At 65.4% G+C, this 26,221-nt stretch carries 25 protein-coding genes and 1 pseudogene; 14 read left to right on the plus strand and 12 right to left on the minus strand.

Annotated elements, in window-relative coordinates:
- Positions 1–44 precede the first annotated feature (44 nt).
- Both IHV84_RS03645 and IHV84_RS03650 read left to right on the plus strand, forming a co-directional pair.
- A complete protein-coding gene (locus tag IHV84_RS03645; protein WP_198845856.1) occupies positions 45–389 on the plus strand; it encodes a hypothetical protein in 345 nt (114 codons plus the stop codon).
- Positions 386–748, plus strand: coding sequence for a hypothetical protein (locus tag IHV84_RS03650; protein ID WP_198845857.1), 363 nt, complete (start codon positions 386–388; stop codon positions 746–748). The genes IHV84_RS03645 and IHV84_RS03650 overlap by 4 nt, the downstream gene beginning before the upstream one ends.
- Positions 749–1,008: 260 nt before the next feature.
- Here IHV84_RS03650 and IHV84_RS03655 read toward each other — a convergent pair whose 3' ends face one another.
- The 3 genes and pseudogenes from IHV84_RS03655 to IHV84_RS20725 form a co-directional block, all read right to left on the minus strand.
- Entirely contained in the window at positions 1,009–1,890 is an 882-nt protein-coding gene (locus IHV84_RS03655) for an EamA family transporter (protein ID WP_198845858.1), read from the minus strand.
- A 175-nt stretch (positions 1,891–2,065) separates the two neighbouring features.
- Positions 2,066–3,169, minus strand: a complete 1,104-nt coding sequence (locus IHV84_RS03660) for an aldose epimerase family protein (protein WP_198845859.1) — start codon at positions 3,167–3,169, stop codon at positions 2,066–2,068.
- A gap of 125 nt (positions 3,170–3,294) precedes the next feature.
- Positions 3,295–3,423 (minus strand): annotated as a pseudogene (locus IHV84_RS20725) (EamA/RhaT family transporter); the annotation flags it as partial.
- Positions 3,424–3,669: 246 nt separating this feature from the next.
- On the opposite strand from IHV84_RS20725, the gene IHV84_RS03670 reads away from it, so the two are divergent.
- The 6 genes from IHV84_RS03670 (at position 3,670) to mpl (ending at position 10,128) form a co-directional block, all read left to right on the plus strand.
- A complete protein-coding gene (locus IHV84_RS03670) occupies positions 3,670–4,398 on the plus strand; it encodes a FadR/GntR family transcriptional regulator (protein ID WP_198845860.1) in 729 nt (242 codons plus the stop codon).
- A 180-nt stretch (positions 4,399–4,578) separates the two neighbouring features.
- Entirely contained in the window at positions 4,579–5,490 is a 912-nt protein-coding gene (gene kdgD, locus IHV84_RS03675) for a 5-dehydro-4-deoxyglucarate dehydratase (protein ID WP_198845861.1), read from the plus strand.
- 125 nt (positions 5,491–5,615) lie between these two features.
- Positions 5,616–6,083, plus strand: coding sequence for a nuclear transport factor 2 family protein (locus IHV84_RS03680; protein WP_198845862.1), 468 nt, complete (start codon positions 5,616–5,618; stop codon positions 6,081–6,083).
- 35 nt (positions 6,084–6,118) lie between these two features.
- Positions 6,119–7,072: a 2-hydroxyacid dehydrogenase gene (locus tag IHV84_RS03685; RefSeq protein WP_198845863.1), complete on the plus strand. Its 954-nt coding sequence runs from the start codon at positions 6,119–6,121 to the stop codon at positions 7,070–7,072.
- 33 nt (positions 7,073–7,105) lie between these two features.
- The gene (locus tag IHV84_RS03690) at positions 7,106–8,548 is read left to right on the plus strand and encodes an aldehyde dehydrogenase family protein (protein ID WP_198845864.1); all 1,443 of its coding nucleotides are present in this window, start codon (positions 7,106–7,108) and stop codon (positions 8,546–8,548) included.
- Positions 8,549–8,697: 149 nt separating this feature from the next.
- Complete coding sequence (mpl, locus tag IHV84_RS03695) at positions 8,698–10,128, plus strand: UDP-N-acetylmuramate:L-alanyl-gamma-D-glutamyl-meso-diaminopimelate ligase (RefSeq protein WP_198845865.1); 1,431 nt, start codon at positions 8,698–8,700, stop codon at positions 10,126–10,128.
- A 111-nt stretch (positions 10,129–10,239) separates the two neighbouring features.
- Here the strand turns inward: mpl and IHV84_RS03700 are convergent, their stop codons facing one another.
- The 7 genes from IHV84_RS03700 to IHV84_RS03730 form a co-directional block, all read right to left on the minus strand.
- Positions 10,240–10,551 (minus strand): hypothetical protein, encoded by a 312-nt coding sequence (locus IHV84_RS03700; protein ID WP_066693976.1) that lies wholly within the window; start codon positions 10,549–10,551, stop codon positions 10,240–10,242.
- A gap of 155 nt (positions 10,552–10,706) precedes the next feature.
- Positions 10,707–11,828 (minus strand): 3-deoxy-7-phosphoheptulonate synthase, encoded by a 1,122-nt coding sequence (locus IHV84_RS03705; protein WP_198845866.1) that lies wholly within the window; start codon positions 11,826–11,828, stop codon positions 10,707–10,709.
- 333 nt (positions 11,829–12,161) lie between these two features.
- Entirely contained in the window at positions 12,162–12,692 is a 531-nt protein-coding gene (locus IHV84_RS03710) for a hypothetical protein (protein ID WP_198845867.1), read from the minus strand.
- Positions 12,693–12,822: 130 nt separating this feature from the next.
- Positions 12,823–14,307, minus strand: a complete 1,485-nt coding sequence (gene tldD, locus IHV84_RS03715; RefSeq protein WP_198845868.1) for a metalloprotease TldD — start codon at positions 14,305–14,307, stop codon at positions 12,823–12,825.
- Between the two features lie 53 nt (positions 14,308–14,360).
- Positions 14,361–14,708, minus strand: a complete 348-nt coding sequence (locus IHV84_RS03720) for a YegP family protein (protein WP_198845869.1) — start codon at positions 14,706–14,708, stop codon at positions 14,361–14,363.
- Positions 14,709–14,838: 130 nt separating this feature from the next.
- On the minus strand, positions 14,839–16,011 hold the full coding sequence (rodA, locus tag IHV84_RS03725; RefSeq protein WP_198845870.1) for a rod shape-determining protein RodA: 1,173 nt from the start codon (positions 16,009–16,011) through the stop codon (positions 14,839–14,841).
- Between the two features lie 35 nt (positions 16,012–16,046).
- On the minus strand, positions 16,047–16,799 hold the full coding sequence (locus IHV84_RS03730) for a GAF domain-containing protein (RefSeq protein ID WP_233099687.1): 753 nt from the start codon (positions 16,797–16,799) through the stop codon (positions 16,047–16,049).
- A 173-nt stretch (positions 16,800–16,972) separates the two neighbouring features.
- Here IHV84_RS03730 and IHV84_RS03735 point away from each other — a divergent pair, with 173 nt between their 5' ends.
- Positions 16,973–17,557, plus strand: a complete 585-nt coding sequence (locus tag IHV84_RS03735; protein WP_044401673.1) for a YqiA/YcfP family alpha/beta fold hydrolase — start codon at positions 16,973–16,975, stop codon at positions 17,555–17,557.
- A 6-nt stretch (positions 17,558–17,563) separates the two neighbouring features.
- Here the strand turns inward: IHV84_RS03735 and IHV84_RS03740 are convergent, their stop codons facing one another.
- Positions 17,564–19,177 carry a PglL family O-oligosaccharyltransferase gene (locus IHV84_RS03740; RefSeq protein ID WP_370541176.1) on the minus strand — a complete coding sequence of 538 codons (1,614 nt, stop codon included), beginning with the start codon at positions 19,175–19,177 and terminating at the stop codon, positions 17,564–17,566.
- A 231-nt stretch (positions 19,178–19,408) separates the two neighbouring features.
- Here IHV84_RS03740 and IHV84_RS03745 point away from each other — a divergent pair, with 231 nt between their 5' ends.
- The 4 genes from IHV84_RS03745 (at position 19,409) to mtgA (ending at position 24,074) form a co-directional block, all read left to right on the plus strand.
- Positions 19,409–21,493: a ribonuclease catalytic domain-containing protein gene (locus IHV84_RS03745; RefSeq protein ID WP_198845871.1), complete on the plus strand. Its 2,085-nt coding sequence runs from the start codon at positions 19,409–19,411 to the stop codon at positions 21,491–21,493.
- Positions 21,490–22,350: a TonB family protein gene (locus IHV84_RS03750; RefSeq protein WP_198845872.1), complete on the plus strand. Its 861-nt coding sequence runs from the start codon at positions 21,490–21,492 to the stop codon at positions 22,348–22,350. Before IHV84_RS03745 ends, IHV84_RS03750 begins: the two co-directional genes overlap by 4 nt.
- An 83-nt stretch (positions 22,351–22,433) precedes the next feature.
- Complete coding sequence (aroE, locus tag IHV84_RS03755) at positions 22,434–23,285, plus strand: shikimate dehydrogenase (RefSeq protein WP_198845873.1); 852 nt, start codon at positions 22,434–22,436, stop codon at positions 23,283–23,285.
- Between the two features lie 54 nt (positions 23,286–23,339).
- Entirely contained in the window at positions 23,340–24,074 is a 735-nt protein-coding gene (gene mtgA / locus IHV84_RS03760; protein WP_066695452.1) for a monofunctional biosynthetic peptidoglycan transglycosylase, read from the plus strand.
- Between the two features lie 48 nt (positions 24,075–24,122).
- Here the strand turns inward: mtgA and IHV84_RS03765 are convergent, their stop codons facing one another.
- Entirely contained in the window at positions 24,123–25,103 is a 981-nt protein-coding gene (locus tag IHV84_RS03765; protein WP_198845874.1) for a cyanophycinase, read from the minus strand.
- 233 nt (positions 25,104–25,336) lie between these two features.
- On the opposite strand from IHV84_RS03765, the gene IHV84_RS03770 reads away from it, so the two are divergent.
- A complete protein-coding gene (locus IHV84_RS03770) occupies positions 25,337–26,098 on the plus strand; it encodes a 1-acyl-sn-glycerol-3-phosphate acyltransferase (protein WP_198845875.1) in 762 nt (253 codons plus the stop codon).
- Positions 26,099–26,221 lie beyond the last annotated feature (123 nt).

Raw genomic sequence — 26,221 nt, forward strand, 5'->3', positions numbered from 1 at the left:
ATCCGCCTAACGCTCAAAACTAGTTTCAACCCGGAGCCCGCTTGATGATCAAAATTGGCGATCGCGACTTGTTAGCAAGCCACCTACTACTTGTACCTGCGAATACACGCGCAACCATTGACATGGATGTTTATGGATGGGTGTTCAAAGTAGGGATCACTTTTGAGGATGACCACGCCGAGCAGTCGATAGATATCCGAACTACCAGAGAGGGAGTCGATCTAATTTTCAAAAAGTGGAGTAACACTTTGGGGACTTCACTCGTGACGCCGGGGCGCTTGGCCGCACTGGCAGGCGGCGGTACGCTTGATGTGATGGTCTCAAACTACCGCATAGGCGAAACGAATCAACTCCTGATTCAGTTCTTGCACAACCGGGCAGCATCATGAGCCAGCCCGGAAAAATTACTGCAGATCAGATCACGATCAGCTCGATTCACTCCAATACAGAGCTGACGCTTGTTCAGATAACAGAGGACAAACTACGACTTACTCTGATCGCTCACCTTGGGGCGATAGAAAACAAGAAACGGTGGCATGTGCCCCTAGGGGTGTTGCTGGCCATAGTTCCTGTTTTGCTAACGAGCGAGTTCAAGGACACATGGAACATTGACAAGGCTACGTGGAAGGCATTTTTCATGTTCCTTTCTGCAGGTGCTGGTATCTGGCTCGCTTTATCCATTAGGGATGCGTTTGCATCCACATCGATCGATACTCTGGTTGAGAGGCTCAAGAACGTTGCGAACTGAATGAGTGTTCGCTACGCAATGCCATGCCGCCACCGAACGCACCGGGACAAAGAGCGGGACAAGCGCCCAGAATTAAACCGAAATTAGCAGCATGGTTTTCAGGCCGCCATAGGTAAAGATTCAGCCGAATTCCGCTACTTTCGGCCGTTTCTAGGTTCGATTCCTGTCGAGGGGACCATCACCATACAAGCCAAATTGGCCTCCAGCGCTTGATATATAAGCGCTAGCAGCTACGAAATATGTAGCAAACATCCATCCCATCAAGCAGGCTGCGCCTGCACCGCAGGCAGCCTGCGCGCCGTTGCGGCGCTGCCCATCGACGCCGCCACGATGCAGCCAATGGCGAGCCACTGCACGGTGTCCAGCCGCTCGCCCAGCAACGCCAGGGCCAGCAGGGCCGCCACGGCGGGCTCCATGCTGATCATGATGCCGAAGGCCTCTTTGGGCAGGCGCTTCAGGGCCATCATCTCCAGCGAGATGGGCAGCGCGCTGGAGATGGCCGCCACAGCCACCCCCACCAGCAGCACCGAGGGCGACAGCAGCGCAGCGCCTGCGTGGGCCACGCCCACCGGCACCACCACCAGCGCCGCCACCAGCAGGCCCAGCGACACCGACTGCCCGGCATGCAGGTGCCCGGCCCGTTTGCCAAACACGATGTACAGCGCCCAGAACACGGCCGCCCCCACGGCATACAGCACGCCCAACGGGTCCAGCGTGCTACCACTCAGCCCCAGCGGCAGCAGCAGGGCCAGGCCCACGATGGCGAGAGCCACCCACACAAAATCCACGGCGCTGCGCGATGACCAGATGGCCACGGCCAGCGGCCCCGCAAACTCGATGGCCACCGCCAGGCCAAAAGGCAGGGTCTGGAGTGAGAGGTAGAACATGAGGTTCATCGCGCCCAGCGCCGCGCCATACAGCACCACCGCTTGGGCATCGGCCCGCGACAGACGCCAGCGCCAGGGGCGCCACAACATCAGCATCAACAGCGCCGACAACCCCACCCGCACGGCGGTGGTGCCCTGCGCGCCCACCACCGGGAACAGTGCCTGCTTGGCCCACGAGGTGCCCACCCCCAGGGCGGTGACGGAGCCAAGGACAGCGAGAAAGGGAATAAACCGTTGAAAGGGGGATGCGCTCATTGGCAAAAATGTAGTGCGTTTGGCAGGCGCTGGGGCGGGCTGACCATGCCAGCACCGAGAAGGTGGGTGCAGTGATGCGCGGCCGGGGCGGACACTACAAGGCTGATTGGCCTCTAGCCCTTTATCAGAAAGCGGAAGCAGCTATTTATTTAATAGCAAAATTCCCTAGCACCCCTCAAGGGCCCGTGAACCGGTACACGATGCTGCCGCGCACCACGTCGCCCGGCAGCCACCAACGTACCGGGAAGGCCAGGTGGTTGGGCGCATCGGGGTACTCCATGGGCTCCAGGCAGATGCCATCGCCTGGCTGCCACAGCCAGGTGCCCTGCCCTGGCCCACGGCCCAGGTCGCGGGCCGGGTCGCCTTTGAGGCCGTGGCCTGCGTACACCTGCACGCCGGGGGCGGTGCTCCACACCTGCATGGCGCGGCCCGAGGCGGGGTCGGCCAGTTGGGCGGCCAGGCGCAGACCGGGGGTGGCAGCGGGAGCTACAGAGACTGGGGAGGCATCGTCCAGCACCAGGTAGTGGTCCAGCCCACCGGCCCGTGCCAACTGCTCATGCGGCGTGGCCGTGGCATCGGCCACGCTGCGCGGCTGGCGAAAGTCGAACGGCGTACCTTGCACAGAATCAACGGTGCCCGTGGGGCACACATCGGGGGCCAGCGGCACGTAGCGGCTGGCGGGCACCTGCAGCGTGTGGCCCAGGGAGCTGCCCGCGCCCGCCAGGTTGAAGAAGGCGTGGCCCGTGGGGTTGAACACGGTGGCGGCGTCGGCCACCTCGGCCATCCACTCCATGTGCAGCGCGTTGTCAGGGGTGACCTGCAGGTGCAGCGTCAGGCGCACGGTGCCGGGCACGCCATCGTCTTCGGTGCGGAAGGTGTGGGTGAGCACCATGGCATCGGGCTGCACTTCGGTGACGCCGAACACCTGAAAGCGGCTGCCCAGCGGCCCGCCGTGGTGGTGGTGCGGGCCACTGTTGGTGGGCAACTGCAGCGTGCAGCCGCCGGGCAGATGCAACTTGCCACCCCGCAGCCGCCCCGCCCAGCGGCCAATGAAGGCACCCATGGAGAGCTGCCCCTCAAGGTAGCCCTGCAAGGAGTCGTAACCAAGGGCCACATCCACCAGGCCGCCCTGCCCGTCTGGCACGGCCACTTGCACCAGGCGCGCGCCATAGTTGCTCACCGCCACCTGCAGCCCGCCCGCACCGCGCAGGGTGAACAGGTCGGTGCGCTGGCCGTGCAGTTCTTGTTGAAACGCTTCGCGTGAAAGGGTGTAAGCCATGTGCCCGAGTTTAGAGCGACCAACAAAACGCAGCGCAGCGGCCCTGGCTAGGCGTTTCGCCGCAGGCAGTACAAACAGTACGACAAGGCGAAACAACGACGCCAGGGGCGTTTTGTTCGCCGCTCTTATTTGGCTGGCGTGGCAGAGGGGGCGGAATCCTTGGGGGCCGGGGCATCGCGCGTCACCAGCCAGATGCCACCGCACACCAACACCAGAGCAAGCAGGTTCTTCCACTCCAGCAGCGCCTCACCCAGGTCAGCAATGACCGACAGCCGCACGGTGGTGCAATATGGTTTCAGGCGGGCGCGCAGCTTGCGCCCCAAGCCACCGGCAGCGCCAGTGAGCAAGATACGGTTGCATCGGATCGGCGTCGGGTGACTGGGCATGGCAATTCGGTAGGTTCTTGGTACAGTGGCAACGCAGGACAGTTGAATGTCATCAGTTGTCATACAACAAATGCAATACAGAACGACGAATCGACATAGGGATCACACCGAGAAATGAACACAGAAACCACTCCCCGCCGCAAACCCCGCACGTTGGCCCTGGAGCTGGTGGATTCCCTGGGCGACCGCATTCGTGATGGGCGCCTGGCCGTGGGCGACAAGCTGCCCACCGAGGCGGCCATCATGGCCGAGTTCGACGTCAGCCGCACCGTGGTGCGCGAGGCGATTTCCAAGCTGCAGGCCTCGGGGCTGGTCGAAACCCGCCACGGCATTGGCACGTTTGTGCTGGGCATGGGACAAAACCCAGGCTTCAAGATCACCCCCGAGCAATTCAGCACCCTGCGCGACGTGATTGCCGTGCTGGAGCTGCGCATTGGCGTGGAGACGGAAGCCGCCGCTCTGGCCGCACAACGCCGCACCGACGCCAACCTGGCCACCATGCGCCAGGCGCTGAACGCGGTGGCTCAAGCCGTGGACGAAGGCCGGGATGCCGTGGCGGCCGACTTCCAGTTCCATCTGGAGATTGCACGCGCCACCCAGAACAGCCATTTCACCGAGCTGATGAGCACACTGGGCAGCATGATCATTCCGCGCGCGCGCCTGCAAAGCAGCGAAGACCAGACCGATGAGCGACGGCAGTACCTGCGCCGCGTCAATGGCGAGCACGAGAACATTTTTGACGCCATCGTGGGGCAAGACCCCGACGCCGCCCGCGCGGCCATGCGCACCCACCTGGCCAACAGCCGCGAGCGCCGCCGCCGCGCTCAGGCAGAAGCCAGCTGATCCACCCAGGCCACATTCGCCCAGTGAAGAGCGGATGTGGCATGCGTGTTAACCCGTACGCTTTTTTTTGATTCATGTTGTACGATGACATACAACATGAATCACTCGTGTTCCTGGTGCCCGGCCTTGACGGGCTGGAAGCAGGACTCTTCCACTTTTCTCACCCAACGGAGCCTGAACATGTCCCCACAAGACCTCAAAAGCGTATTGCAAGCCGGCTTGCTGTCCTTTCCTCTGACCGACTTCGACAGCGAACTGCGCTTTGCGCCCAAGCCCTATGCCGATCGCCTGGAGTGGCTGCAGCCCTACGGCGCTTCGGCACTGTTTGCCGCAGGTGGCACGGGTGAGTTCTTCTCGCTGGAGCCCGGCGAATACAGCGAAGTGATCAAGGTCGCCCTGGCCACCTGCAAGAATCGCACGCCCATCATTGCAGGCGCTGGCGGTGGCACCACCCTGGCCCTCAAGTACGCACAAGAGGCCGAGCGCCTGGGCGCCCAGGGCATTTTGCTGCTGCCCCACTACCTGACCGAAGCCAGCCAGGAAGGCCTGATCGCCCACGTGCAAGCCGTGTGCAAGAGCGTGAAGTTTGGCGTGGTGGTCTACAACCGTGGCGGCTGCCGCCTGACGCCTGCCAGCCTGCAAGTGCTGGCCGACACCTGCCCCAACCTGATCGGCTTCAAGGACGGCTTTGGCGATATCGAGAAGTTCGTCAGCATCCGCCAGACCTTGGGCGACCGCTTTGCCTACTTGGGCGGCCTGCCCACGGCTGAGCTGTTTGCCGGTGCCTACAAGGCCATGGGCTGCCCCGTGTACTCGTCGGCCGTGTTCAATTTCATCCCCAAGACGGCGATGGAGTTCTACAACGCCCATGCTGCCAACGACACCGAGACCTGCAACCGCCTGATCCGCGACTTCTTCATTCCCTACATCGCGCTGCGCAACCAGGGTGAAGGCTACGCCGTGTCGATCGTGAAGGCCGGCGCCACCATCAGCGGCCACAGCGCAGGCCCTGTGCGCCCACCCCTGTCGGACCTGAAGCCTGAGGAATTCGAGCAACTGCGCGCTCTGATGGCTCCTCTGGGCCCACAGTAAGCAGCCCACGCAGAACGCATAACCACAAAAAGGCGCACGAACTTGCCCGCAGGTTTCAAGCGCCATTCCGGCCCCAGCCCTCTGGGGCTTTCTGCTTTCCCAACCACCATCCTGAGGAGACACCCATGAACCCCTTCCATTCCCGCTGGACGCTGCACTGCGCTCAAGGCGTGACCCTGGCCGCTGCGCTGGTCACCGCGCCTCTGGTGGCTCACGCCCAGGCCTCTGCCGAAGAGCAAGCCGTGGCTTCGGTGGTCGAAAAGCTGCGGGTCGCCATGGTGGACCCTGACCAGGCCACACTCACCAGCCTGACCAGCCCCTTGCTCAGCTACGGGCATTCGGGCGGCAAGGTAGACACGCAAGCGAGCTTCATCGGCGCGCTGATGGACAAGTCTTCGGACTTTGTTTCCATCTCCCTGTCCGACCAGACCATCAGCATCTCAGGCAACGCGGCCGTGGTGCGCCACACCCTGGCCGGCGCCACCAATGACCGCGGCACCCCCGGCAACGTCACCATCAAGGTGCTGACCATCTGGCAAAAAGATGGCGGCCAATGGCGCCTGCTGGCCCGCCAGGCCGTGCGCCCCGCCTGACGCGCCCCTCCCTACCCTCGTACTGAACCCACCCCATGCACACCTTGAACCGCATCCTCCAGGCAGGCAAATTGGTACCCGCGCTGGAACAAGCCTTGCACGCCCGCTACAGCGTGCACCGCCTGGCCAATGAACCCGATCCAGCCGCCTTCCTGGCAGCGCACGGGGCGCAATTTGATGCGGTGGTGACCAGTGCGGCCATTGGCTTGCCCGCGCAGCACCTGGCGGCACTGCCTTCGGTCAAGGTGATCTCCAGCTTTGGAGTGGGCCTGGACAAGGTGCCGGTCGAAGAAGCCAAGGCCAGGGGCATTGCCGTGGGTTACACCCCTGATGTGCTCAACGACTGCGTGGCCGATACGGCCTTTGCGCTGTTGCTGGACGTGGCCCGCCGCACGGCCGAGGCCGACCGCTTTGTGCGCGCCGGGCAGTGGGCACGCCTGGGCGGCAACAGCTTCGGGCTGGGCCGCAAGGTCAGCGGCGCCCGCATGGGCGTGGTGGGGATGGGCCGCATTGGGCGGATCATCGCGCGCCGGGGCCTGGGCTTTGATATGGAGGTGCGCTACCACACGCGCCGCCCGGTGGCTGGTGTGCCCTGGGCGCACGAGCCCTCCCTGACGGCGCTGGCCGCCTGGTGCGACTTCCTGGTCGTCATCACGTCCGGTGTTCCATCCACGCGCCATCTCATCAACGAAGAAGTGCTCAACGCACTGGGGCCCCGGGGCTTCCTCATCAACGTGGCGCGTGGCACCGTGGTCGATGAAGCTGCGCTGATTCGCGCCCTGCAAGACGGGCGCATCGCCGGGGCCGGGCTCGACGTGTTCGAGAGCGAGCCCCAGGTGCCCGAAGCCTTGACGGGCATGGACAACGTGGTGCTGCTGCCGCACATTGCCAGCGCCACCCACGAAACCCGCCAGGCCATGGGCCAGCGCGTCATGGACAACCTGGACGCCTTCGAGCGCAAGGGGCAGCTGATCTCAGCCGCTTACTGAACACCCCCCTTTTTCTCTTTGCAAACCACTCACATGACCATGAAACACAATCTCATCGGCGGCCAATGGACCGAAGGCGTCCGCACTTACCAAAACACCAACCCGTCCGACATCAGGGACATCATCGGCGACTACGCGGTGGCCAGCCGCGAGCAAGCGCTGGAAGCCGTGGCAGCCGCCCACGCCGCCTTCCCGGCCTGGAGCCTGTCCACCCCCCAGCAGCGCTTTGACATCCTGGACGCCGTGGGCAACGAAATCATCGCCCGCAAGGCCGAGCTGGGCGACCTGCTGGCCCGCGAAGAAGGCAAGACCCTGCCCGAAGCCATTGGCGAAGTGGGCCGCGCCGCTGCCATCTTCAAGTTCTTTGCCGGTGAGGCCCTGCGCCCCGGCGGCGAGGTGCTGCCTTCGGTGCGCCCCGGCGTGGGCGTGGAAATCACCCGCGAGCCCCTGGGCGTGATTGGCCTGATCACCCCCTGGAACTTCCCCATCGCCATCCCCGCCTGGAAAATTGCCCCAGCCCTGGCCTACGGCAACACCGTGGTGTTCAAGCCCGCGGAAGTGGTGCCTGGCTCGGCCTGGGCGCTGGCCGACATCCTGCACCGCGCAGGCCTGCCTGCGGGCGTGTTCAACCTGGTGATGGGCCGTGGCTCTGAAGTGGGCGCTGTGCTGCTCGAAGACGAGCGCATCGCGGGCGTGAGCTTTACCGGCTCCGTCGGCACTGGCCAGCGCGTGGCCGCCGCCTGCGTGGGCCGGGGTGCCAAGGTGCAGCTGGAGATGGGCGGCAAGAACCCGTTTGTGGTGCTGGACGATGCCGACCTGAACGTGGCCGTGGGCGCGGCCATCAACAGCGGCTTTTTCTCTACCGGCCAGCGCTGCACGGCCAGCAGCCGCGTGATCGTGACCGAAGGCATCCACGACCGCTTCGTGGCCGCGATGATTGAAAAGATGAAGACCCTGAAGGTGGATGATGCCCGCAAGGCCGGCACCGACATCGGCCCTGTGGTGGACGACCGCCAGCTGGCGCAAGACCTGGAATACATCGCCATCGGCCAAAAAGAAGGCGCCAAGCTGCACGGCGGCGAGGCACTGGCCACCAACGCAGACGGCGCCCCCGGCTTCTACCTGCGCCCCGCCCTGTTCACCGAAACCACGCCCGAGATGCGCATCAACCGCGAAGAAATCTTTGGCCCCGTGGTCAGCATCCAGCGTGTGAAGAGCTACGACGAAGCCCTGGCCCTGGCCAACGACACGCCGTTTGGCCTGGCCAGCGGCATTGCCACCACCAGCCTCAAGCACGCCACGCACTTCAAGCGCCACGCCCAGGCGGGCATGGTGATGGTGAACCTGCCCACCGCCGGGGTGGACTACCACGTGCCGTTCGGTGGCCGCAAGGGCAGCAGCTATGGCTCGCGCGAGCAAGGCCGCTACGCCGCCGAGTTCTACACCACGGTGAAGACCGCTTACATCCAGGCCTGATAGCACGCAGGGGGGTACAACGCCCCCTGCAGATTTCCGCCCCCCTGCAATCTCTTCAGAGGGACATCGGCACCGCAGGGGTGTGGGCTCTTGGCCTGAGCGCCGACCCGGCCCCAAAGCCCTGCAGGCCCTCATTAGAATCCCCGGCCATGCACATACACATACTCGGAATTTGCGGAACCTTCATGGGTGGCCTGGCGGCCCTGGCCCGCGAGGCGGGGCACAAGGTCACGGGCTGCGATGCCGGTGTGTACCCGCCCATGAGCGACCAGCTGCGCGCCCTGGGCATTGAGCTGATCGAAGGCTTTGGCGCCGACCAGCTCGCGCTGCAACCGGATATGTTTGTGGTGGGCAACGTGGTCAGCCGTGCGCGGCTGGCCGATGGCAGCCCCAAGTTCCCGCTGATGGAAGCCATTCTGGATGCGGGCCTGCCCTACACCAGCGGCCCCCAATGGCTGGCCGAGCATGTGCTGCAAGGCCGCCATGTGCTGGCGGTGGCGGGCACGCACGGCAAGACGACCACCACGTCGATGCTGACCTGGATTCTGGAGAGCGCCGGGTTGCAGCCTGGCTTTTTGATCGGCGGCGTGCCGCTGAACTTTGGCATCTCGGCCCGGCTCGGTGCAGACCAGCGACCCGTTCCCGGCCCCGGCACCCAAGCGCAGCGCCCACTGTTTGTGATTGAGGCCGATGAATACGACACCGCCTTCTTCGACAAGCGCAGCAAGTTTGTGCACTACCGCCCCCGCACGGCGGTGCTCAACAACCTGGAGTTTGACCACGCCGACATCTTTGACGACCTGGCGGCGATTGAGCGCCAGTTCCACCACCTGGTGCGCACCGTGCCACCTTCAGGGCGCGTGGTGGTCAACGGGCTGGAAGAGAGCCTGACCCGCGTGCTGAACACCGGCTGCTGGAGCCAGGTAAGCAGCTTTGGTGCAGCGGTGAGTGACTTCAGCGCCGAGGGTGATCCACAAGCCTTTGATGTGCTGCACCAGGGCCGCAAGGTGGCGCGCGTGGAATGGGCGCTGACGGGCGTACACAACCAGCTCAACGCACTGGCTGCCATTGCCGCTGCCCACGACGTGGGGGTGGAACCCGCCGTGGCGGCGGCCGCGCTGGGCCAGTTTCAGAACGTGAAGCGCCGCATGGAGCTGCGCGGCACGGTGCGCGGCATTGCCGTGTATGACGACTTTGCCCACCACCCCACGGCTTTGCGCACCACGCTCGACGGCCTGCGCCGCAGCCTGGGAACCAAGGCACGCATCCTGGCGGTGTTTGAGCCCCGCAGCAACACGATGAAACTGGGCGCCATGAAAAGCCAGCTGCCCTGGGCCCTGGAACCCGCCGACCTGGTGTTTTGCCACACCGCCGGCCTGGACTGGGACGCCGCTGACGCCCTGGCCCCGCTGGGCGTAGGCCCCGGCCAACGCGCCCAGACGGCCCCCGACATTGCCACGCTGGTGGACCAGATCACCCAGGCCGCCCAGCCCGGCGACCACGTGGTGTGCATGAGCAACGGCGGCTTCGGCGGCATCCACACCCGCCTGCTTGAAACACTGGCCAACCAACCGCTATAAAAACAATAGCTGCTAACGCTTTATGGATAAGCGCTAGCAGCTATTTTGATCTCAAACCCCGCAGGCACTGCACAGGGGCATATACCCTGCCCAGCACGCTTGGGGCTGCGTTCAGTACGTGACGGCCATGGCGGGCACATCGACCCGAATCACCTTCCTGGCCAATGCGGCACTGGCAGCGCGGGCAAATGCCTGGCCCCACTCGGGCTGTGCAAGCAGGTGGGCACCGGCGGCCTGCGCGACGGTCAGCACCTTGTCGGCCAGCAGCACTTTGCCGCTGGCGCGCAGGGGTTCGCAGTCGAGGGCGGTGAACTGGTCGTCCAGCCAGCGGCGCCCCGCCTCGTGCGCCATGGGTTCCGCGCTGGTCAGGTCGAAACGAAACTCCTGGTCGTCGGCCAAGCGGACCGAAACTTCACTCTGCATGGGTTACCTCGTTGGAATGTTGGGGGCGGTAAGAGGGCGGTGGCCCGTGCCACCCACCTCGCACGCGCCACAATCTTGCAGACTGAGCTTACACGGTTCAAAAAGGCGATGGCCTGGGTTTTTTCCCTGTCGGCACATCGCCCCCGCCAACCATCTCAGCGCGAGCGGCGTGCCTGCACTGCGGCCGACAGCTCTGCCAGGGCCACCAGGGAATCGTCCCAACCCAGGCAGGCATCGGTGATGCTCTTGCCATATTCCAGCGCGCTGGCGTCATCCTTGCCAGGGGTGAACTTCTGCGCACCCGCGTTGATGTGGCTTTCAATCATCACGCCGAACACGCTGTGCGAGCCACCAGCAATCTGGCTGGCAATGTCGCGCGCCACGTCCAGCTGCTTTTCGTGTTGCTTGCTGCTGTTGGCATGGCTGCAGTCCACCATCAGCGTGGCGGGCAGCTTGGCGGCTTCCAGGTCCTTGCAGGCAGCGGCCACGCTGGCGGCGTCATAGTTGGGGGCCTTGCCGCCGCGCAGAATCACGTGGCAATCTTTGTTGCCGCTGGTGTTCACGATGGCCACTTGCCCATTCTTGTGCACCGACAGGAAGTGGTGGCCGCGGCTGGCCGACTGGATGGCGTCGGTGGCGATGCGGATGTTGCCGTCCGTGCCGTTCTTGAAGCCGATGGGGGCGGACAGGCCCGAGGCCAGCTCGCGGTGCACTTGGCTTTCAGTAGTGCGCGCCCCAATGGCGCCCCAGGCGATCAGGTCGCCAATGTACTGGGGCGAGATCACGTCCAGGAACTCGCTGCCCGCGGGCATGCCCAGGCGGTTGATGTCGATCAGCAACTGCCGCGCAATGCGCAGGCCTTCGTCGATGCGGTAGGTTTCGTCCAGGTAGGGGTCGTTGATCAGGCCCTTCCAGCCCACGGTGGTGCGGGGCTTTTCGAAGTACACGCGCATCACGATCTCCAGCGTGTCCTTGTATTGCTCGCGCACCACTTTCAGGCGGCGGGCATAGTCGAGCGCGGCTGCGGGGTCGTGAATGGAGCAGGGGCCAATGATGACCAGCAGGCGGTCGTCATCACCCGCCATGATGTTGTGGATGTTCTTGCGGGTCTGGCTGATGAGCCCTTCCACCGGCGTGTTGCTGATGGGGAAAAAGCGGATCAGATGCTCTGGAGGAGGCAGCACGGTAATGTCCTTGATACGTTCGTCGTCGGTCTGGCTGGTTTTCTCGACGCTGCGGTACCAGGCATCGCTGGCGGGGGTGGCTTGCAAGCTCATGTTGTCGTCCTCGTAAGGTGGAAAAGGTGAAAAAAAGGGGCTGAAAAACAAAAAACCGCCGGGCTTTGCAGCTGCGGCGGTTGGTATGGGGAGGGTGCTTCAGTTACTTGCGCGTTTTCCTCTCATCCGCCTAGGACCGAGATAAAAAACCAAAAATAAAACGCGCTGCGAACTTGCATGGCGTTCAATGTAGCACAGCCCCAGGGTGGTCTTGCAAGCGGCTTTCGCAAACTTGGCCCGAAAAAACCACACCTGAACCGCCGAGGGCGAAGGCCATGCTCCGAGCGTGGATACGCGTCAGCCTTCACCCAGGGGCGCGCATGCAGCAATGCCTCAGCGACCTAACCAGCGCAAGGCGCGCTGCCACCAAGGCAGACGGCGAGGGGGCGCTAGAGGCTCTGCACCACCCTCACCTCTGCTGCCCTGCTCGTACATGTCGATGAGCAGCAAGGCCTCGCCCAGCGTGCGCCAGGCCAGCAACTCAAACTTGTCAAAGTGCTCGGTCTCGCTGGAGTGGCGAAGCTCCAAGGCCTCTTTCCAGGTGGAAACCGACTGACCCAGCTCCCACAACGCCCGCTGGTACACCCCAAACTCGTACAGGGTGTGCCACCCGGAACCCAGCCCCGTCAGTAGCCGCTGGTGCTCTCGCACGCCCTGAAACAGGGCCGTTGCGGTGCGGTGGATGAGTTGTGTGTCTGTGCTGGTGCGCCGAATGCGCACAGCCTCTTCGATCGCGTTGGACAAAGCGCCCAGGCTGTCGCGCAGCTGGCGCGAATCTTCATCGGCAACGCCTTCACGCAAAAAGCGGCTGATGTCTCCAAACGACTGGAAACTTTGCGACAGAAAAGTGCGCGAAGTCGGCATAGGCCGATTGTGCTGCGCGCCGCAAAAATTGTTACAGCGCAACCCCCCCTGAGTGGCCAGGGTGCAGCCAATGCGCAACAGCCGCACTGGCGGCCCCGCCCTCGCACCCAGGTCGTAGGTGGTCAGGTGGTCAGGCCGTGCCGCCCACGGTAAGGCCTTCGATGCGCAAGGTGGGCTGGCCCACGCCCACGGGCACGCTTTGGCCTTCCTTGCCGCAGGTGCCCACGCCGCTGTCCAGGCGCATGTCGTTGCCGATCATGGTCACCTTCTTGAGCGATTCAGGGCCGCTGCCCACGATGGTGGCGCCCTTGACGGGGTACTGGATCTTGCCGTCTTCCACCCAGTAGGCTTCACTGGCAGAAAACACGAACTTGCCCGAGGTGATGTCCACCTGACCGCCACCAAAGTTGCTGGCGTACAGCCCCTTCTTGATGCTGGCGATGATTTCCTGCGGATCCTTGTCGCCACCCAGCATGTAGGTGTTGGTCATGCGCGGCATGGGGATGTGGGCGTAGCTTTCGCGGCGGCCATTGCCCGTGGGGGCCACGCCCATCAGGCGGGCGTTGAGCGAATCCTGGATGTAGCCCTTCAAGATGCCGTCTTCGATCAGCACATTGCGCTGGCTGGGGTTGCCCTCGTCGTCCACATTCAGCGATCCACGGCGGTCGGCAATGGTGCCGTCGTCCAGCACCGTCACACCCTTGGCGGCCACACGCTGGCCAATGCGGCCGCTGAAAGCGCTGGAGCCCTTGCGGTTGAAGTCGCCTTCCAGGCCATGGCCCACGGCTTCGTGCAGGAGGATGCCGGGCCAGCCCGCGCCCAGCACCACTGTCATTTCGCCAGCCGGGGCGGGGCGGGATTCCAGGTTGGTCAAGGCAGCGTTCACCGCCTCGTCCACGTAATTGCTCAGCTGTGCGTCATCGAAATACGCCAGACCAAAGCGGCCACCACCGCCGGCCGAGCCCACTTCGCGGCGGCCGTTTTGCTCGGCAATCACGGTGATCGACAGGCGCACCAGGGGGCGCACATCGGCCGCTAGCGTGCCGTCGGCACGGGCCACCAGCACCACGTCGTATTCACTGGCCAGGCCCGCCATCACCTGCGCGACGCGGGGGTCCTTGGCGCGGGCGCGCTGCTCCAGGCGCTCCAGCAGGGCCACCTTGGCGGTGCTGTCCAGCGAAGCAATGGGGTCTACACCCTGGTAAAGGCTGCGGCTGGTGGCAATCTTTTTGGCGGGTACGCGCACACGGCCAGTCTGCGCCACGGAAGAAATGGCACGCACGGTGCGCGCGGCATCCAGCAGCGAGGCCAGCGAAATGTCATCCGAATACGCAAAAGCGGTCTTTTCGCCGCTCACGGCGCGCACGCCCACGCCCTGGTCAATGCTGAAAGAGCCGGTCTTCACAATGCCCTCTTCCAGGCTCCAGCCCTCGCTGCGCGTGTACTGGAAGTACAGATCGGCATCGTCCACCTGGTGGGCACGGATTTCCGCCAGCGCACGGGCCAGGTGGCTCTCGTCCAGCCCAAAAGGCGTCAACAGCAGTTCACGGGCGACATCAATGCGTTGGGTGGTGGCTGCGCGCTGTGGCGCTGCGGTAGAGGAGCGAAAGGTCATCGCCGCATTTTAGGCGGGCAACCCCACCCGCACCGCCGCAGGGGAAAACTGCGCTACGCGCTCTGCGAAGCCGAGAGGTCCACCAGCACTGCCACCGGGGCATGGTGCTGCACGGCCTCGATGCCGGCATCGCGGGCTTTGGCGCCGGAGTACATCTGGCTTTGGCCGATGACCTGGCCATTGCCCGCCTTCAACGTGAAGTAAGGTGCGCCGTTGCGGGCACTCAGTCGCCCGAAGCGGGCATCGTCAGGCGCGTGTTTTTTGACGGATTCGATGCCCTGCAGGGCACTGGCGCGCGAGTCGTAGGTCTCGCTGGTCAAGATCACCTGCCCGTTTGAGGCCAGCAGGTTGAAAACAAACTTTTCGTTGGACGTTTTCTTGAGCTCGAACTTTGCCGCCATGGGGAGCACCTCCAGGGGTTAGTGACAACACGCCCCCGGGTTGTAACCCCAGGACAGACCCCGAGGCAAGGGTATTGACCCAGCCCCTGCACCGCCTGAGGGCATCGCCCGGCCAAACCGACGCAGCGCGCTACAGCGGCGCACGGGCCTTGGCTGGCTCCTGGCGCTGCGCGCGCGCCACCGACATGAGAATGCCCAGCGCCAGCCCCAGGGTGACCATGGCCGTGCCCCCGTAGCTGACAAAGGGCAGCGGCACGCCCACCACCGGCAGAATGCCGCTGACCATGCCCATGTTCACAAACGCATAGGTGAAGAAAATCATCGACACGGCACCCGCCATGAGGCGACCGAACAAGGTGCCGGCCCCCATGGCAATGGCCAGCCCGCGCCAGATCAGCAGCAAAAAGCACACGATCAGAAACAGGTTGCCTGCCAGCCCGAATTCTTCGGAATAAGCCGCAAAGATGAAGTCGGTGGTGCGCTCGGGAATAAACTCCAGGTGGGTCTGCGTGCCCGCCATGAAGCCCTTGCCCGTGAGCCCGCCAGAGCCAATCGCGATCATGCCCTGAATAATGTGAAAGCCTTTGCCCAGCGGGTCGCGCGTGGGGTCCAGCAAGGTGCAGATACGCTGCTGCTGGTAGTCGTGCAGCACCGGCCAGCGCACGCCGTCCGCGCACAGCTGGGGTTCAAACCACACGATGAGGGCAATGCCGATGCCCCCCAGCACCACGGGCGGCAGCACCAGCTTCCACGACAGGCCTGCGAAAAAGATCACCGACAGCCCCGCCGCCAGCACCAGCAGCGAGGTGCCCAGGTCCGGCTGCTTCATGATGAGCCCCACCGGAACGGCCAGCAGGGCCCCGGCAGCGACAAAGTCCAGCGGGCGCAACTGCCCCTCGCGCTTTTGAAACCACCAGGCCAGCATCAGGGGCATGGCAATTTTCAGAATCTCGCTGGGCTGGATGACGATGCCCAGGTTCACCCAGCGCTGCGCGCCCTTCTTGGTGATGCCAAACAGCGCCACCGCCAGCAGCAGCGCCACCCCCGCGGCGTACAAGGGCACGGCAAATGCCATGATCCTCTGGGGCGGCACCTGCGCCACCACAAACAAGATGGTTCCGGCAATGAGCATGTTGCGGCCGTGGTCCACAAAGCGGGTGCCGTGGTCGTAACCGGCCGAGTACATGGCCACCAGGCCTGCCCCTGCCAGCAACAGCACGACAAACAGCAAGGGCAGGTCAAACCCCCGAAACAGGGGCAATATGCGTTGCAGGAGAGAGGTTTTTTCAAAAACGGCGGCCATCCCCCAATTATCGGGCTGACGGCTGCGCCGGGAAGTCAGCCCGCTTGGCGAAAGGCCATCACCGCCTGGTTGCGCAAGGTGCGCAGCAAACCCGGGGCCTTGTCGTCCACCACGATGCCGCCAGGAACCGCCTGGTCGGCATAGATGAGTGCAAACGGCTGCCCCTTCATCTGCAGCGGCAGCAACAGAAAAGAGGGGGCGTTGACGCCTTCCACGTACCACCGGGGCAGGCGCGCACTGATGCGGGGCTCCGTGGCATCGTTGATGAGGGTGTCGGCGCCCCGCAGGCACACGGCCGTGAACAAATCGCCGGGCACGTTCAGCGGCACCTTCATGGCACGCACCACGGCTTCGCTGCCTTCGCCCAGGCCAAAGCGGCCGGTGAGCTGGTCGGTGCGCGCCTCACGCAGGCAAAACACCATGCGCCGAAAACCCAGAGCGCGGAACATCGTCTCCAGGATCATGCGCAGCACGTCGTTGAGCTGAAAGCTCTCGACCATGGCGTTGGTGATGTCCTGGATGCCAGCAGCCAGCACCTCGTTCACCTGCGCGACCGACACCGCGCCGCCCGCCTGCGACGCCAGCAACGCAGGCAAGGGCTTGGCTTCGCTGGGCTTGAGTTCCAGGGGGCTGAGGGCGTCGTCCTGCGCGGTGGCGTCTTGCGCCGCCGGGGGCAGCTTCAGCAACCGGGCAGCGGGCGAGCCAGCATCCACCCGCAGGTCCAGTGCCTCGGCCAGCGCCACCAGCTTGCGGCGTGCGCGCAGCGTCGCTTCGTTGACGGCCCGCATGCAAGGGAGCGCTGGCTGCAGAAAGCGGGGCAAAATCAGTCATGGTGCTGGCGGCTCAACAGACCCCGCACAGTGCCGGGTCTTCGTGGCTAGACATCTTATGCCCGCTCAGACCCGCCAAAAGCAGTGATTCCCCTGCCCTGCGTCTTCCGCACACACCCTTCAACGCGCCCATGACCACCACGCACCTTCTGTACCTGCACGGCTTTCGTTCATCGCCCTCTTCGGCCAAAGCACGGCAAATGGCGGCCCATGTGGCGCAGCACCACCCGGCCGTCACCTTCTGGTGCCCGCAGCTGCCGCCCTCGCCCCAGGCCGCGATGGCGCTGGTAGCACAAGGCATTGCATCCTGGCCCAGGGGCGCCATGGCGGTCATCGGCTCTTCGCTGGGCGGCTTCTATGCGAGCTGGGTTGCGCAACACGCAGGCTGCCCCAGCGTGATGCTCAACCCCGCGGTGGACCCGGCCCGTGACCTGGCGCGCTACATCGGCGAGCAAACCAGCTGGCACGACCCGGCCGAGCGTTTTTACTTTCTGCCGGAATACATCGGCGAGCTGCAGGCGCTGGATGTGCGCGGCCGCCCACCTGCTGCGCCCGAGCTGGCCATCATCGCCAAAGGCGACGAAGTGCTGGACTGGCGCGAGATGGTGGCCCGCTACCCGCAGGCCGAGCTGCGTTTGCTCGAAGGCGGCGACCATGCACTGAGCGACTTCACCGAGCACCTGGAGCCCATCACGCGCTTCCTGCGGCTGGCATGACGACGGCTACTGCACGCCCGATGCGCTGGCCGCGCTGGCAGCATTGGCGTGGCGCGCCTGCCAGCGGGCGAAGTCTGCAGGGTAGGCAATGCGGTAGCGCTGCTGGTGCAAAGCCGCTTCGTCCGCCCGGCCCAGGGCCAGGGCGCCGTCCACCACCTTCTCGATCACCCGGGGTTCGGGCGAAAAATGCAGCAAATCCAGCGCCACGGCGTGCATCTGGGCCGCATTGGCGGGCGTTAAATCCTGCGTGGTGAGCCAGGCAAAGCGCACCTGGTCAGAAAACAGCACCCCCTTGGGCTGGGGCACGGCCCGCACATCGCGCAAGGCGGGTGGGCGCTGAGCCACCGGCTTGTAGAGCTGGCTCACCACCCGGTACTGGTAGGCAGCCATGCCCAGCACTGCGGCGCCGATCAGGCACACGGCGGCCCCCAGGCCCCACCCCACAGTGACATCGCCCAGCTTGCTGCCCAGCCAGCGCCACGCCTCGGGCACACCACGCCCCGGCGCGCGCCGCCACCACAGCAGCACCAGCGCAAACAGGGTGGTGACCTGGAAGGGGCCGTACCACAGCGGGTATTCGAGCAGGCTGTGCAGCCCCACAACGGCGACCACGCCCCAGGCCAGCTGGCGCACGGGGTCGGTCTCGCGCCAGGGGCGCGACCACACCAGCCACGCCAGCACGCCGCCGCACAGCAGCAGCGCGGCGGGCAGGCCCAGCTCCACCGCCAGGTGCAGGGGCAGGTTGTGGGCGTTGTCCAGCAGCACGCAAAAACGTTCTTCGGGGAACAGCGTGATGTAGTGCGCGTAGCTCAGCTCCCCCCACCCCCAGCCCGTCCAGGGCTTGAGCGAGATGAGGTGCAGCATGTTCGACCACAGCACCCGGCGTGCGCCGCAGGCGCCCGAGGTGTTGGAAAACCGGTCGAACAGCCCATCAATGCGTATGCCGCTGACCTGCAGCAGCAACTGCGGTAGCGCCCAGGCCGCCAGCACATACAGCACCATGCCCACCAATACCAGGGCGATGGCCTTGCGTGCATCGGTGCGGCGCCACAGGCAGAGCAAGCCCAGCATCAGCAGCCATTGCAGGGCGCCGGTGCGCGAATTGGTGGCGGCAGCGGCCACGGCCAGCACCGCCAGCGCCCCCCCCAGCACCATGCCCATGCCCCACTGGGGGCGCTGCACCCGCTCGGCCCGCACCCACAGCCAGAGCAGGGACCACACGCCCAGCGCCATCAGCGATGCCTGCTGGTTGCGCTGGCGCAGGTTGCCCACCGCCTCACCCGGTGTGGACGGATGAATCCACGGCAAGCCCCAGGGCTCTGCGCCCAGGTACTGCAACAGCCCCACCACGCCACCCAGCACCGCCGCCAGCAACAGCCCCCACGCCAGCGTGCCAGCGGCACGGTTGCCCAGGCGCACGCACTGGGCGCGGGTGACTACCGCCGCCCCCTGCACCAGCCCCCAGGCGGCCAGCACCAGACCACAGGCCCAGGAAAACACCAGCGGCCAAAAATTGGGAGACGGCGGCGCCGTGACCGCGAACAGGAAGGGCAGCGCCACGGCCAGCACCGCCAGCAGCGTGTTGAGGGCAGAAAACGGCATCGTCTGGGGTTTGCGCAAGGGTCAGAAATCAAAAGACAAATAACGAGGCGGCGGCGCCAGCCCACCACGGGGCGCAGGCTGCGCCAGGGTGGGGATCATAGGGGCGCCAGAAAGGCTTTGGGCAAAAAATGCCTCTGGCGCTTATCCAACAAGCGCCAGCAGCTACAAATTCAATAGCATTTCATTTCACCCGGCTTGGCCGGGTCTGCACCGTGCGGGGCGGGCAGACAGCCATGGGAGAATCCCCCGATGCATGCACTGTTTGAAGAAGCCGGCAAATTCATGGCCGGACGTATCCTGTCCGAAGCCGACACCTCGGCCCAGGTTGAGCTCGATTCGGGCAAGCGGGTCAAGGTCAAGGCCGCGAACATTCTGTTGAAGTTCGAAAAGCCCGCCCCCGCCGAACTCATCGCCCAGGCCCAGGCCGTGGCCGAGACGATTGAGCTGGACCTGGCCTGGGAATTCGCGCCCGAGGACGATTTCGGCTTTGCCGACCTCGCCCGCGACTATTTCTCGGAAAACGCCACGCTGGCCCAGCAGGCGGGCGCGCTGTTCCGCCTGTACGAGGCGCCGCATTACTTCCGCCGCGCAGGCAAGGGCCGCTTCAAGAAGGCGCCCGCAGAAATCCTGCAGCAAGCCCTGGCCGCCATCGAGAAGAAGAAGGCCCTGCTCGCGCAAATTGACGAGTGGGCCGCCGCCCTGGGCCGGGGCGAGTGCCCGCAGCCCATCCGCGACCAGCTCTACAAGATTCTGTTCAAGCCCGACAAGAACGCGCCCGAATACAAGGCCGTGGTCGAGGCCAGCCGCGCCACGCACACCGCGCCGCTCGATCTGCTGCAAAAGGCGGGCGCCATCGACTCGGCCTACCAGTTCCACTGGAAGCGCTTCCTGTTCGAAAACTTTCCCAAGGGCACGGGCTTTCCGGCGCTGGCAGCGCCGCAGCCGCCGGCCGACCTGCCGCTGGCACCGGTGCAGGCCTATTCCATCGACGATTCGCAAACCACTGAAATCGACGATGCGCTGTCTGTGCAAGGCCTGGGCACCGGCACCGTGGTGCTGGGCATCCACATCGCAGCACCCGGCCTGGCCATCCAGCCGGGCAGCGCCATTGACCAGCTGGGCCGTGCGCGCCTGTCCACCGTGTACATGCCGGGCTACAAGATCACCATGCTGCCCGACGAGGTGGTGCAGATCTACACCCTGGACGAAGGCCGTGCCAACCCGGCCGTGTCGCTGTACGTGACGCTGAACGAAGCCACGCTGGAGATCACCGGCACCGAAACGCGCCTGGAGCGTGTGCCGGTGGAGGTCAACTTCCGCCACGACCAGCTCGACCACATCGTCACCGAGCAATGGCTGACCGACCCGTCGATTCAGCATGAAAACACGCCGCAGGCCTTGCAGGACAAGCGCGAGCAGCTCTCATTTTTGTATCGCCTGGCCCTGCACCTCAAGGCCCAGCGCGAAGTGGTGCGCGGCAAGCCCGAGAACTTCAACCGGCCGGACTACAACTTCCGCCTCGTCGGCAACCAGGGCGCCGAGCCCACGGGGCACGAGCAGGTGCAGATCAGCGTGCGCCAGCGCGGCGCGCCGCTCGATCTGATCGTGGCCGAGGCCATGATCGTGGCCAACAGCACCTGGGGCAGCTGGCTGGCCGAGCTGGGCGTGCCCGGCATCTACCGCAGCCAGGCCAGCATGGCCCCCGGCGTGAAGGTGCGCATGGGCACCAAGGCGCTGCCGCACGCGGGCATTGGCGTCAAAGCCTATTCGTGGGCCACATCGCCGCTGCGCCGCTACACCGATCTGGTCAACCAGTGGCAAATCATTGCCTGCGCCCGCCACGGCGCCACGGCGGCATTGGCCGCACCGTTCAAGCCCAAGGATGCAGACCTGTTCTCCATCATCAGCAGCTTTGATGCGGCCTACAGCGCCTACAACGGCTACCAGGCGGGCATGGAACGCTTCTGGACGCTCAAGTACATCGAGCAAAACGGCATCACCGAGCTCACGGCGGCCGTCATCAAGGAAGGGCCGGGCGGCAGCTTTCTGGTGCGCGCGGACGACATTCCGCTGGTCTTCCCCGTGCTGGGCGCGCAGAACCTGCCGCGCGGCGCGCGCCTGAAGGTGCGGCTGGGCGAGGTGGATGAAATCACCCTGGACATCCACGGCACGGTGGTGGAACGCCTGGACGACCCGAACGACGCCAGCGACGATGCCGTGGTAGAGGACGAGGGCGACGAAGACGCCGCCGTGGCCGGCCCGATCGCCATCGCCGTGGATGTGAACGAAGCCGACAGCACCGCACCCGCCAACGCCGATAATCCGACGCCGTGAACATCCGCTCGCTTTTCCGCTCCTTCAGCACGCTGCAGATTGCTCTGGGCGTGTCGGTGGCCGTGCACGCGGCCCTCCTCTCGGTGCGCTTCATCGACCCCGAGGGCTTCAACCGCGTGTTCCAGGACACGCCGCTGGAAGTCATCCTGGTCAATGCCAAGTCCACCGAGCGCCCCGAAAAGGCCCAGGCCATCGCCCAGTCCAACCTGGCAGGCGGCGGCGATGCCGCGCAGGGCCGGGCCACCAGCCCCCTGCCCTACTCGGCCCTGACGGCGGTGGGCGACGACTTTGAAGAGATGCAGCGCAAGATGGACGCCATGCAGGAGCAGCAGACCCAGCTGCTCACGCAACTGCGCAAGCAGCTGGCTGCCATGCCCGAGCCCGACCCGCGCAAGCAAAGCGACAGCGGCGAGCAGATGTCGCAGGAAGAAAAGCGCCGCCAGTTGCTGAAGCTGCTGGCCGAGATTGAAAAGCGCATCAACGAAGAAAACTCGCGCCCCAAAAAACGCTACATCAGCCCCGCCACGCGCGAGGAAGCCTACGCGGTGTACTACGACGCGCTGCGCCGCAAGGTGGAAGACAAGGGCACCGAGAATTTCCCCGAGCAGGGCGGCAAAAAGCTGTATGGCGAGCTGATCATGATCGTCACCGTCAACCACGACGGGCGCGTGCTCTCTACCGAAGTGGTGCAAGGCTCGGGCAAGCCCGCGCTGGACCGCCGGGCCGAAGCCATTGCCCGCGCCGCCGCGCCGTTTGGCCGCTTCACCCCCGAAATGCGCGCCAAGGCCGACCAGGTGGCCATGGTGGCCCGCTTCAAGTTCACCCGCGAACAGATCCTAGAAACCAGCGTGCGGTAACCCCCTTCAGGCGCCTGCGGACTGGCGCAGCCAGCTTCGCGGCAGCCCTGGCCTGCCCCCTGCATGCAGCCCTTGTTGTTCCCATGAACTCTTCGACGCTTACCTCCGACCTGTACTGCGTGATGGGCAACCCCGTAGCCCACAGCCGCTCGCCTGCCATCCACGCCCGCTTTGCCGAACTCACCGGCCAGCACCTGCGCTACGAGCGCCGACTGATCGCGCTGGACGGCTTTGCGCAAGGCGTGCGCGGCTTCATTGCCGAAGGTGGGCGCGGCTGCAACATCACCGTGCCCTTCAAGTTCGAGGCCCCGGCCCTGGCCAGCGTATGCAGCGAACGCGTGCGCCTGGCCGGTGCCGCCAACACACTGAGCCTGCAACCCGATGGCAGCATCCACGCCGACAACACCGACGGCCTGGGCCTGGTGGCCGACATCACCCGCAACGCAGGCGTAGCTCTGCAAGGCGCGCGGCTGCTGCTGGTGGGCGCGGGCGGTGCCGCGGCTGGCGTGCTGGGCCCGCTGCTGCAGGCCGGTGTGCGCCACATCACCATTGCCAACCGCACCGTGGCCAAGGCCGAGGCGCTGGTGGCCTCGCACAGCGCTCTGGCGGTGCTACAAAAAGCAGAGCTGCTGGCGCTTGCTCCGCAAGCGGTAGAGGGCGATTTTGATGTCATCATCAACGCCACCGCCAGCAGCCTGGCGGGCGACGCCGTGCCGGTGCCCGCCAGCGTGCTGCGCCCCGGCAGCCTGGCCTACGACATGATGTACGGCCCCGCTGCGCAAGGTTTTCTGGACTGGGCCCAAGCCCACGGCGCCGTGGCGCGCGACGGCCTGGGCATGCTGGTGGAACAGGCCGCCGAGGCGTTTGCCATCTGGCGCGGTGTGCGCCCGCCATCGGCCCAGGTGCTGGAAGAACTGCGCCGCGCCCCGCACTGACACAGCCATGCGCGCACTGCCCGTCACACCCTGCAACACCCCGGAGCCCAAGCCATGAGAGCGCTGCTACGCTGGCTGGGCCTGGTGCTGCTGGCCCTGGTGGGCCTGCAGCTGTTCTTTGTGCTGCGCATTGCGGCCATGGCGGCCATCAACCCCGAATCCACCACCTTCCAGCGCTCAGAAGCCTGGACGCTGCTGACCAACAAGGGCAGCGTGCCGTGGCGCCAGCAGTGGGTGCCCTACGGCAGGATTTCCGACCACCTCAAGCGCGCCGTCATCGCATCGGAAGACGATGGCTTTGTGAACCACGAGGGCGTGGACTGGGCCGCGATTGAAAAGGCCTGGGAGCGCAACGCCAAGGCCGAGGCCCAGATCGCCAAGGCCCAAAGCCGCGCCCCCGACCGCCCCGTGCGCGCACCCAAGATCCGGGGCGGCTCCACCATCACCCAGCAACTGGCCAAAAACCTGCTGCTCTCGGGCGAACGCACGCTGCTGCGCAAGGGGCAGGAATTTGTGCTGACGCTGCTCCTGGAACAAATCCTGAGCAAAGAGCGCATTCTGGAGATTTACCTCAACAACGTGGAATGGGGCGAAGGCGTGTTTGGCGCGGAAGCCGCTGCGCAGCACTACTTCAAGAAAAGCGCCGCCCAGCTCACCCCCCCCGACGCTGCCCGCCTGGCCGTGATGCTGCCCGCGCCCAAACGGTTTGAGAAAACGCCTGGCTCGGCGTATCTGGCGGGGCGCACGCGGGCGATTCTGGGGCGCATGGGCAGCGCAGAACTGCCTTGACCCCACCACCCCGCCTTGGGGTGTAGCGCAGGGTTATAGGTCGCACGCTCAGGGGATGTTCACCTCCTGGAATTCCACCCGGCGCCGACGCGGGTCGAACAGCCCGCCTTCGGGCAGCACATGCATGCGGATGTCGGCGGCCTTGGCCATGGGCCCCCGGTCGTCCACGATCTGCGCACGGCGGGCATCAAAAATCTTCACGTAGTAGTTGCCCAGCACCTCCCACTGGCCGTCTGCGCGCACCAGCAGGGCGGTCTCTTCATCAATGCCCACGCCAATGAGCTGGGGGTGGTCGAGCACCGCGCTGATGAGCCGGTTGTAGCGGGCGCGGTGCATGAAATGCTGGTCCACGATGGCGCCCTTGAAGAAGCCGAAGCCAGGGGCCAGTTCCTTCATGCCGCGTGCGATGTTGACCTGCTCCTCTTCATCGGAATTGCGCGGCGTGCGCCACTTGCCGGTCAGCATCAACCGGCTCATGACCGAAGCCCCGGCCGAAGTGCCGCCCACCACCGCGCCTGCCTGGTAGCGCGCCTCAATGGCCTGCAGCGCGCGCGTGCCCACCAGCAGGCTGGACAGGCGCGACTGGTCTCCGCCAGAAAACCAGAAGCCACTGAACTTCTCCAGCGTCTGCGCCACAGCGGTGCTGTTGACATCAGTGGGCCGGATTTCCACCACCTGGGCCCGGGCGCCCAGGCCCTCCAGGTCGCGCACCAGCTCCTGCGCCTCTTCATCTGACTGGGAACTGGCCATGGGCAGCACGGCAATGCGCGCGTTTTCGGGGCCGCCGGCCAGCGCCACAAAGCGCTGCTGCACGCTCAGAGGGGTGTCCCCACCGCCCACGATGAGCAGATTGCCCTGTGGGCGGCTGAACAAACGGCCCACCGCCTGCAGGGCGCTGCCGCCCAGGCCACCGGCGCCACCGGACGTTTGCGCCTGCACCGAGGCACCCACGCCCAGCGCTGCCGCCATGCCCCCCAGCACGCGCAGCGCCCCCCGGCGTCCCATCACAAACCCATCACTTTTCACCATGGAATGAAACCCAACCAATGAGCCTGTGTTCAACGCAGCCGGGGCTTGCCACACCATGACGATGCGCGCGCAGTTGAGGCGCGCCCTGCAGCTTCGTTTGTCAAGAAATACCTGGAGCCGACCGTGCAACACCGGGCGTGGCGCCCCACCCGCCCCGGAGCACCAGGTGGGGCGCGCATTCTAGGGCCTGCATAACGGCTGGGCATCACACCCCTGCCCGTATGATCCCCGCCATGCTTGCCAAGTTAATGAGTTACCTTCTGCTCGGCGTGGTGCGGTTTCTGACGGGCTCCCAGGCGCGCTGGTACGGCTGCCCCCCCAAGGCCGAGCAGCGCATCTACTTTGCCAACCACCAGAGCCACGCCGACATGGTGCTGATCTGGGCTGCGCTGCCCGAAGAGCTGCGCAGCATCACCCGGCCCATCGCCGCCAAGGATTACTGGACCAAAACCCCCTTCAAGCAGTGGATCACCACCGCCGTGTTCAACGCGGTGTATGTGGACCGGCAAGCCAGCCCTGCGCGCACGCCAGCCCCGGCCGCGGAGGCTGCAGGCAACGCCGCCCCGGCGCTGGACAGCGCCGCAGAAACCGCCGCCCCCGGTGGCCCCGACCCGGCCCCCGAGCCCGCCGCCCCGCCCTCGCCCGAAGCCCTGCGCGCTGCGCTGCCTGACAGCGACCCGCTCGCCCCGCTGGTGCGGGCGCTGGAAAGCGGCGATTCGATCGTGATCTTCCCTGAGGGAACACGCGGCCATGGCGACGAGCCCCAGCCCTTCAAGTCGGGCCTGTACAAGCTGGCGCAGATGTTCCCGAACGTGGTGCTGGTGCCCGCCTGGATCAACAACGTGCAGCGCGTGATGCCCAAGGGCGAAGTGGTGCCGGTGCCCATCCTGTGCTCGGTGACGTTTGGCGCGCCGATTGCGCTAGAGCCCGGGGAAGAGCGCCGCCCCTTTCTCGACCGTGCCCGCCGCGCGGTGATGGCCCTGCGCGAGGTGTGAGATGAAGACCCCCCTGAGTCGCTTTGCGCGTTCCCCCCAAGAGGGGACGACGCCCTCACTGCAGGGCGGCCTTTGCTCGGCGTCCCCGGCAGGGCCAGCGCCCATCGCAAAGTCAGCATTGAA

Origin of the sequence: Acidovorax sp. IB03, from assembly GCF_016406015.1 — a bacterium.
GTDB lineage: Bacteria > Pseudomonadota > Gammaproteobacteria > Burkholderiales > Burkholderiaceae_C > Acidovorax > Acidovorax temperans.

Coding starts and splice junctions, on each gene's coding strand:
- IHV84_RS03645 (WP_198845856.1), top strand. CDS start 45: ATGATCAAAATTGGCGATCGCGACTTGTTAGCAAGCCACCTACTACTT.
- IHV84_RS03650 (WP_198845857.1), top strand. CDS start 386: ATGAGCCAGCCCGGAAAAATTACTGCAGATCAGATCACGATCAGCTCG.
- IHV84_RS03655 (WP_198845858.1), bottom strand. CDS start 1,890: ATGAGCGCATCCCCCTTTCAACGGTTTATTCCCTTTCTCGCTGTCCTT.
- IHV84_RS03660 (WP_198845859.1), bottom strand. CDS start 3,169: ATGGCTTACACCCTTTCACGCGAAGCGTTTCAACAAGAACTGCACGGC.
- IHV84_RS03670 (WP_198845860.1), top strand. CDS start 3,670: ATGAACACAGAAACCACTCCCCGCCGCAAACCCCGCACGTTGGCCCTG.
- kdgD (WP_198845861.1), top strand. CDS start 4,579: ATGTCCCCACAAGACCTCAAAAGCGTATTGCAAGCCGGCTTGCTGTCC.
- IHV84_RS03680 (WP_198845862.1), top strand. CDS start 5,616: ATGAACCCCTTCCATTCCCGCTGGACGCTGCACTGCGCTCAAGGCGTG.
- IHV84_RS03685 (WP_198845863.1), top strand. CDS start 6,119: ATGCACACCTTGAACCGCATCCTCCAGGCAGGCAAATTGGTACCCGCG.
- IHV84_RS03690 (WP_198845864.1), top strand. CDS start 7,106: ATGACCATGAAACACAATCTCATCGGCGGCCAATGGACCGAAGGCGTC.
- mpl (WP_198845865.1), top strand. CDS start 8,698: ATGCACATACACATACTCGGAATTTGCGGAACCTTCATGGGTGGCCTG.
- IHV84_RS03700 (WP_066693976.1), bottom strand. CDS start 10,551: ATGCAGAGTGAAGTTTCGGTCCGCTTGGCCGACGACCAGGAGTTTCGT.
- IHV84_RS03705 (WP_198845866.1), bottom strand. CDS start 11,828: ATGAGCTTGCAAGCCACCCCCGCCAGCGATGCCTGGTACCGCAGCGTC.
- IHV84_RS03710 (WP_198845867.1), bottom strand. CDS start 12,692: ATGCCGACTTCGCGCACTTTTCTGTCGCAAAGTTTCCAGTCGTTTGGA.
- tldD (WP_198845868.1), bottom strand. CDS start 14,307: ATGACCTTTCGCTCCTCTACCGCAGCGCCACAGCGCGCAGCCACCACC.
- IHV84_RS03720 (WP_198845869.1), bottom strand. CDS start 14,708: ATGGCGGCAAAGTTCGAGCTCAAGAAAACGTCCAACGAAAAGTTTGTT.
- rodA (WP_198845870.1), bottom strand. CDS start 16,011: ATGGCCGCCGTTTTTGAAAAAACCTCTCTCCTGCAACGCATATTGCCC.
- IHV84_RS03730 (WP_233099687.1), bottom strand. CDS start 16,799: ATGCGGGCCGTCAACGAAGCGACGCTGCGCGCACGCCGCAAGCTGGTG.
- IHV84_RS03735 (WP_044401673.1), top strand. CDS start 16,973: ATGACCACCACGCACCTTCTGTACCTGCACGGCTTTCGTTCATCGCCC.
- IHV84_RS03745 (WP_198845871.1), top strand. CDS start 19,409: ATGCATGCACTGTTTGAAGAAGCCGGCAAATTCATGGCCGGACGTATC.
- aroE (WP_198845873.1), top strand. CDS start 22,434: ATGAACTCTTCGACGCTTACCTCCGACCTGTACTGCGTGATGGGCAAC.
- mtgA (WP_066695452.1), top strand. CDS start 23,340: ATGAGAGCGCTGCTACGCTGGCTGGGCCTGGTGCTGCTGGCCCTGGTG.
- IHV84_RS03765 (WP_198845874.1), bottom strand. CDS start 25,103: ATGGTGAAAAGTGATGGGTTTGTGATGGGACGCCGGGGGGCGCTGCGC.
- IHV84_RS03770 (WP_198845875.1), top strand. CDS start 25,337: ATGCTTGCCAAGTTAATGAGTTACCTTCTGCTCGGCGTGGTGCGGTTT.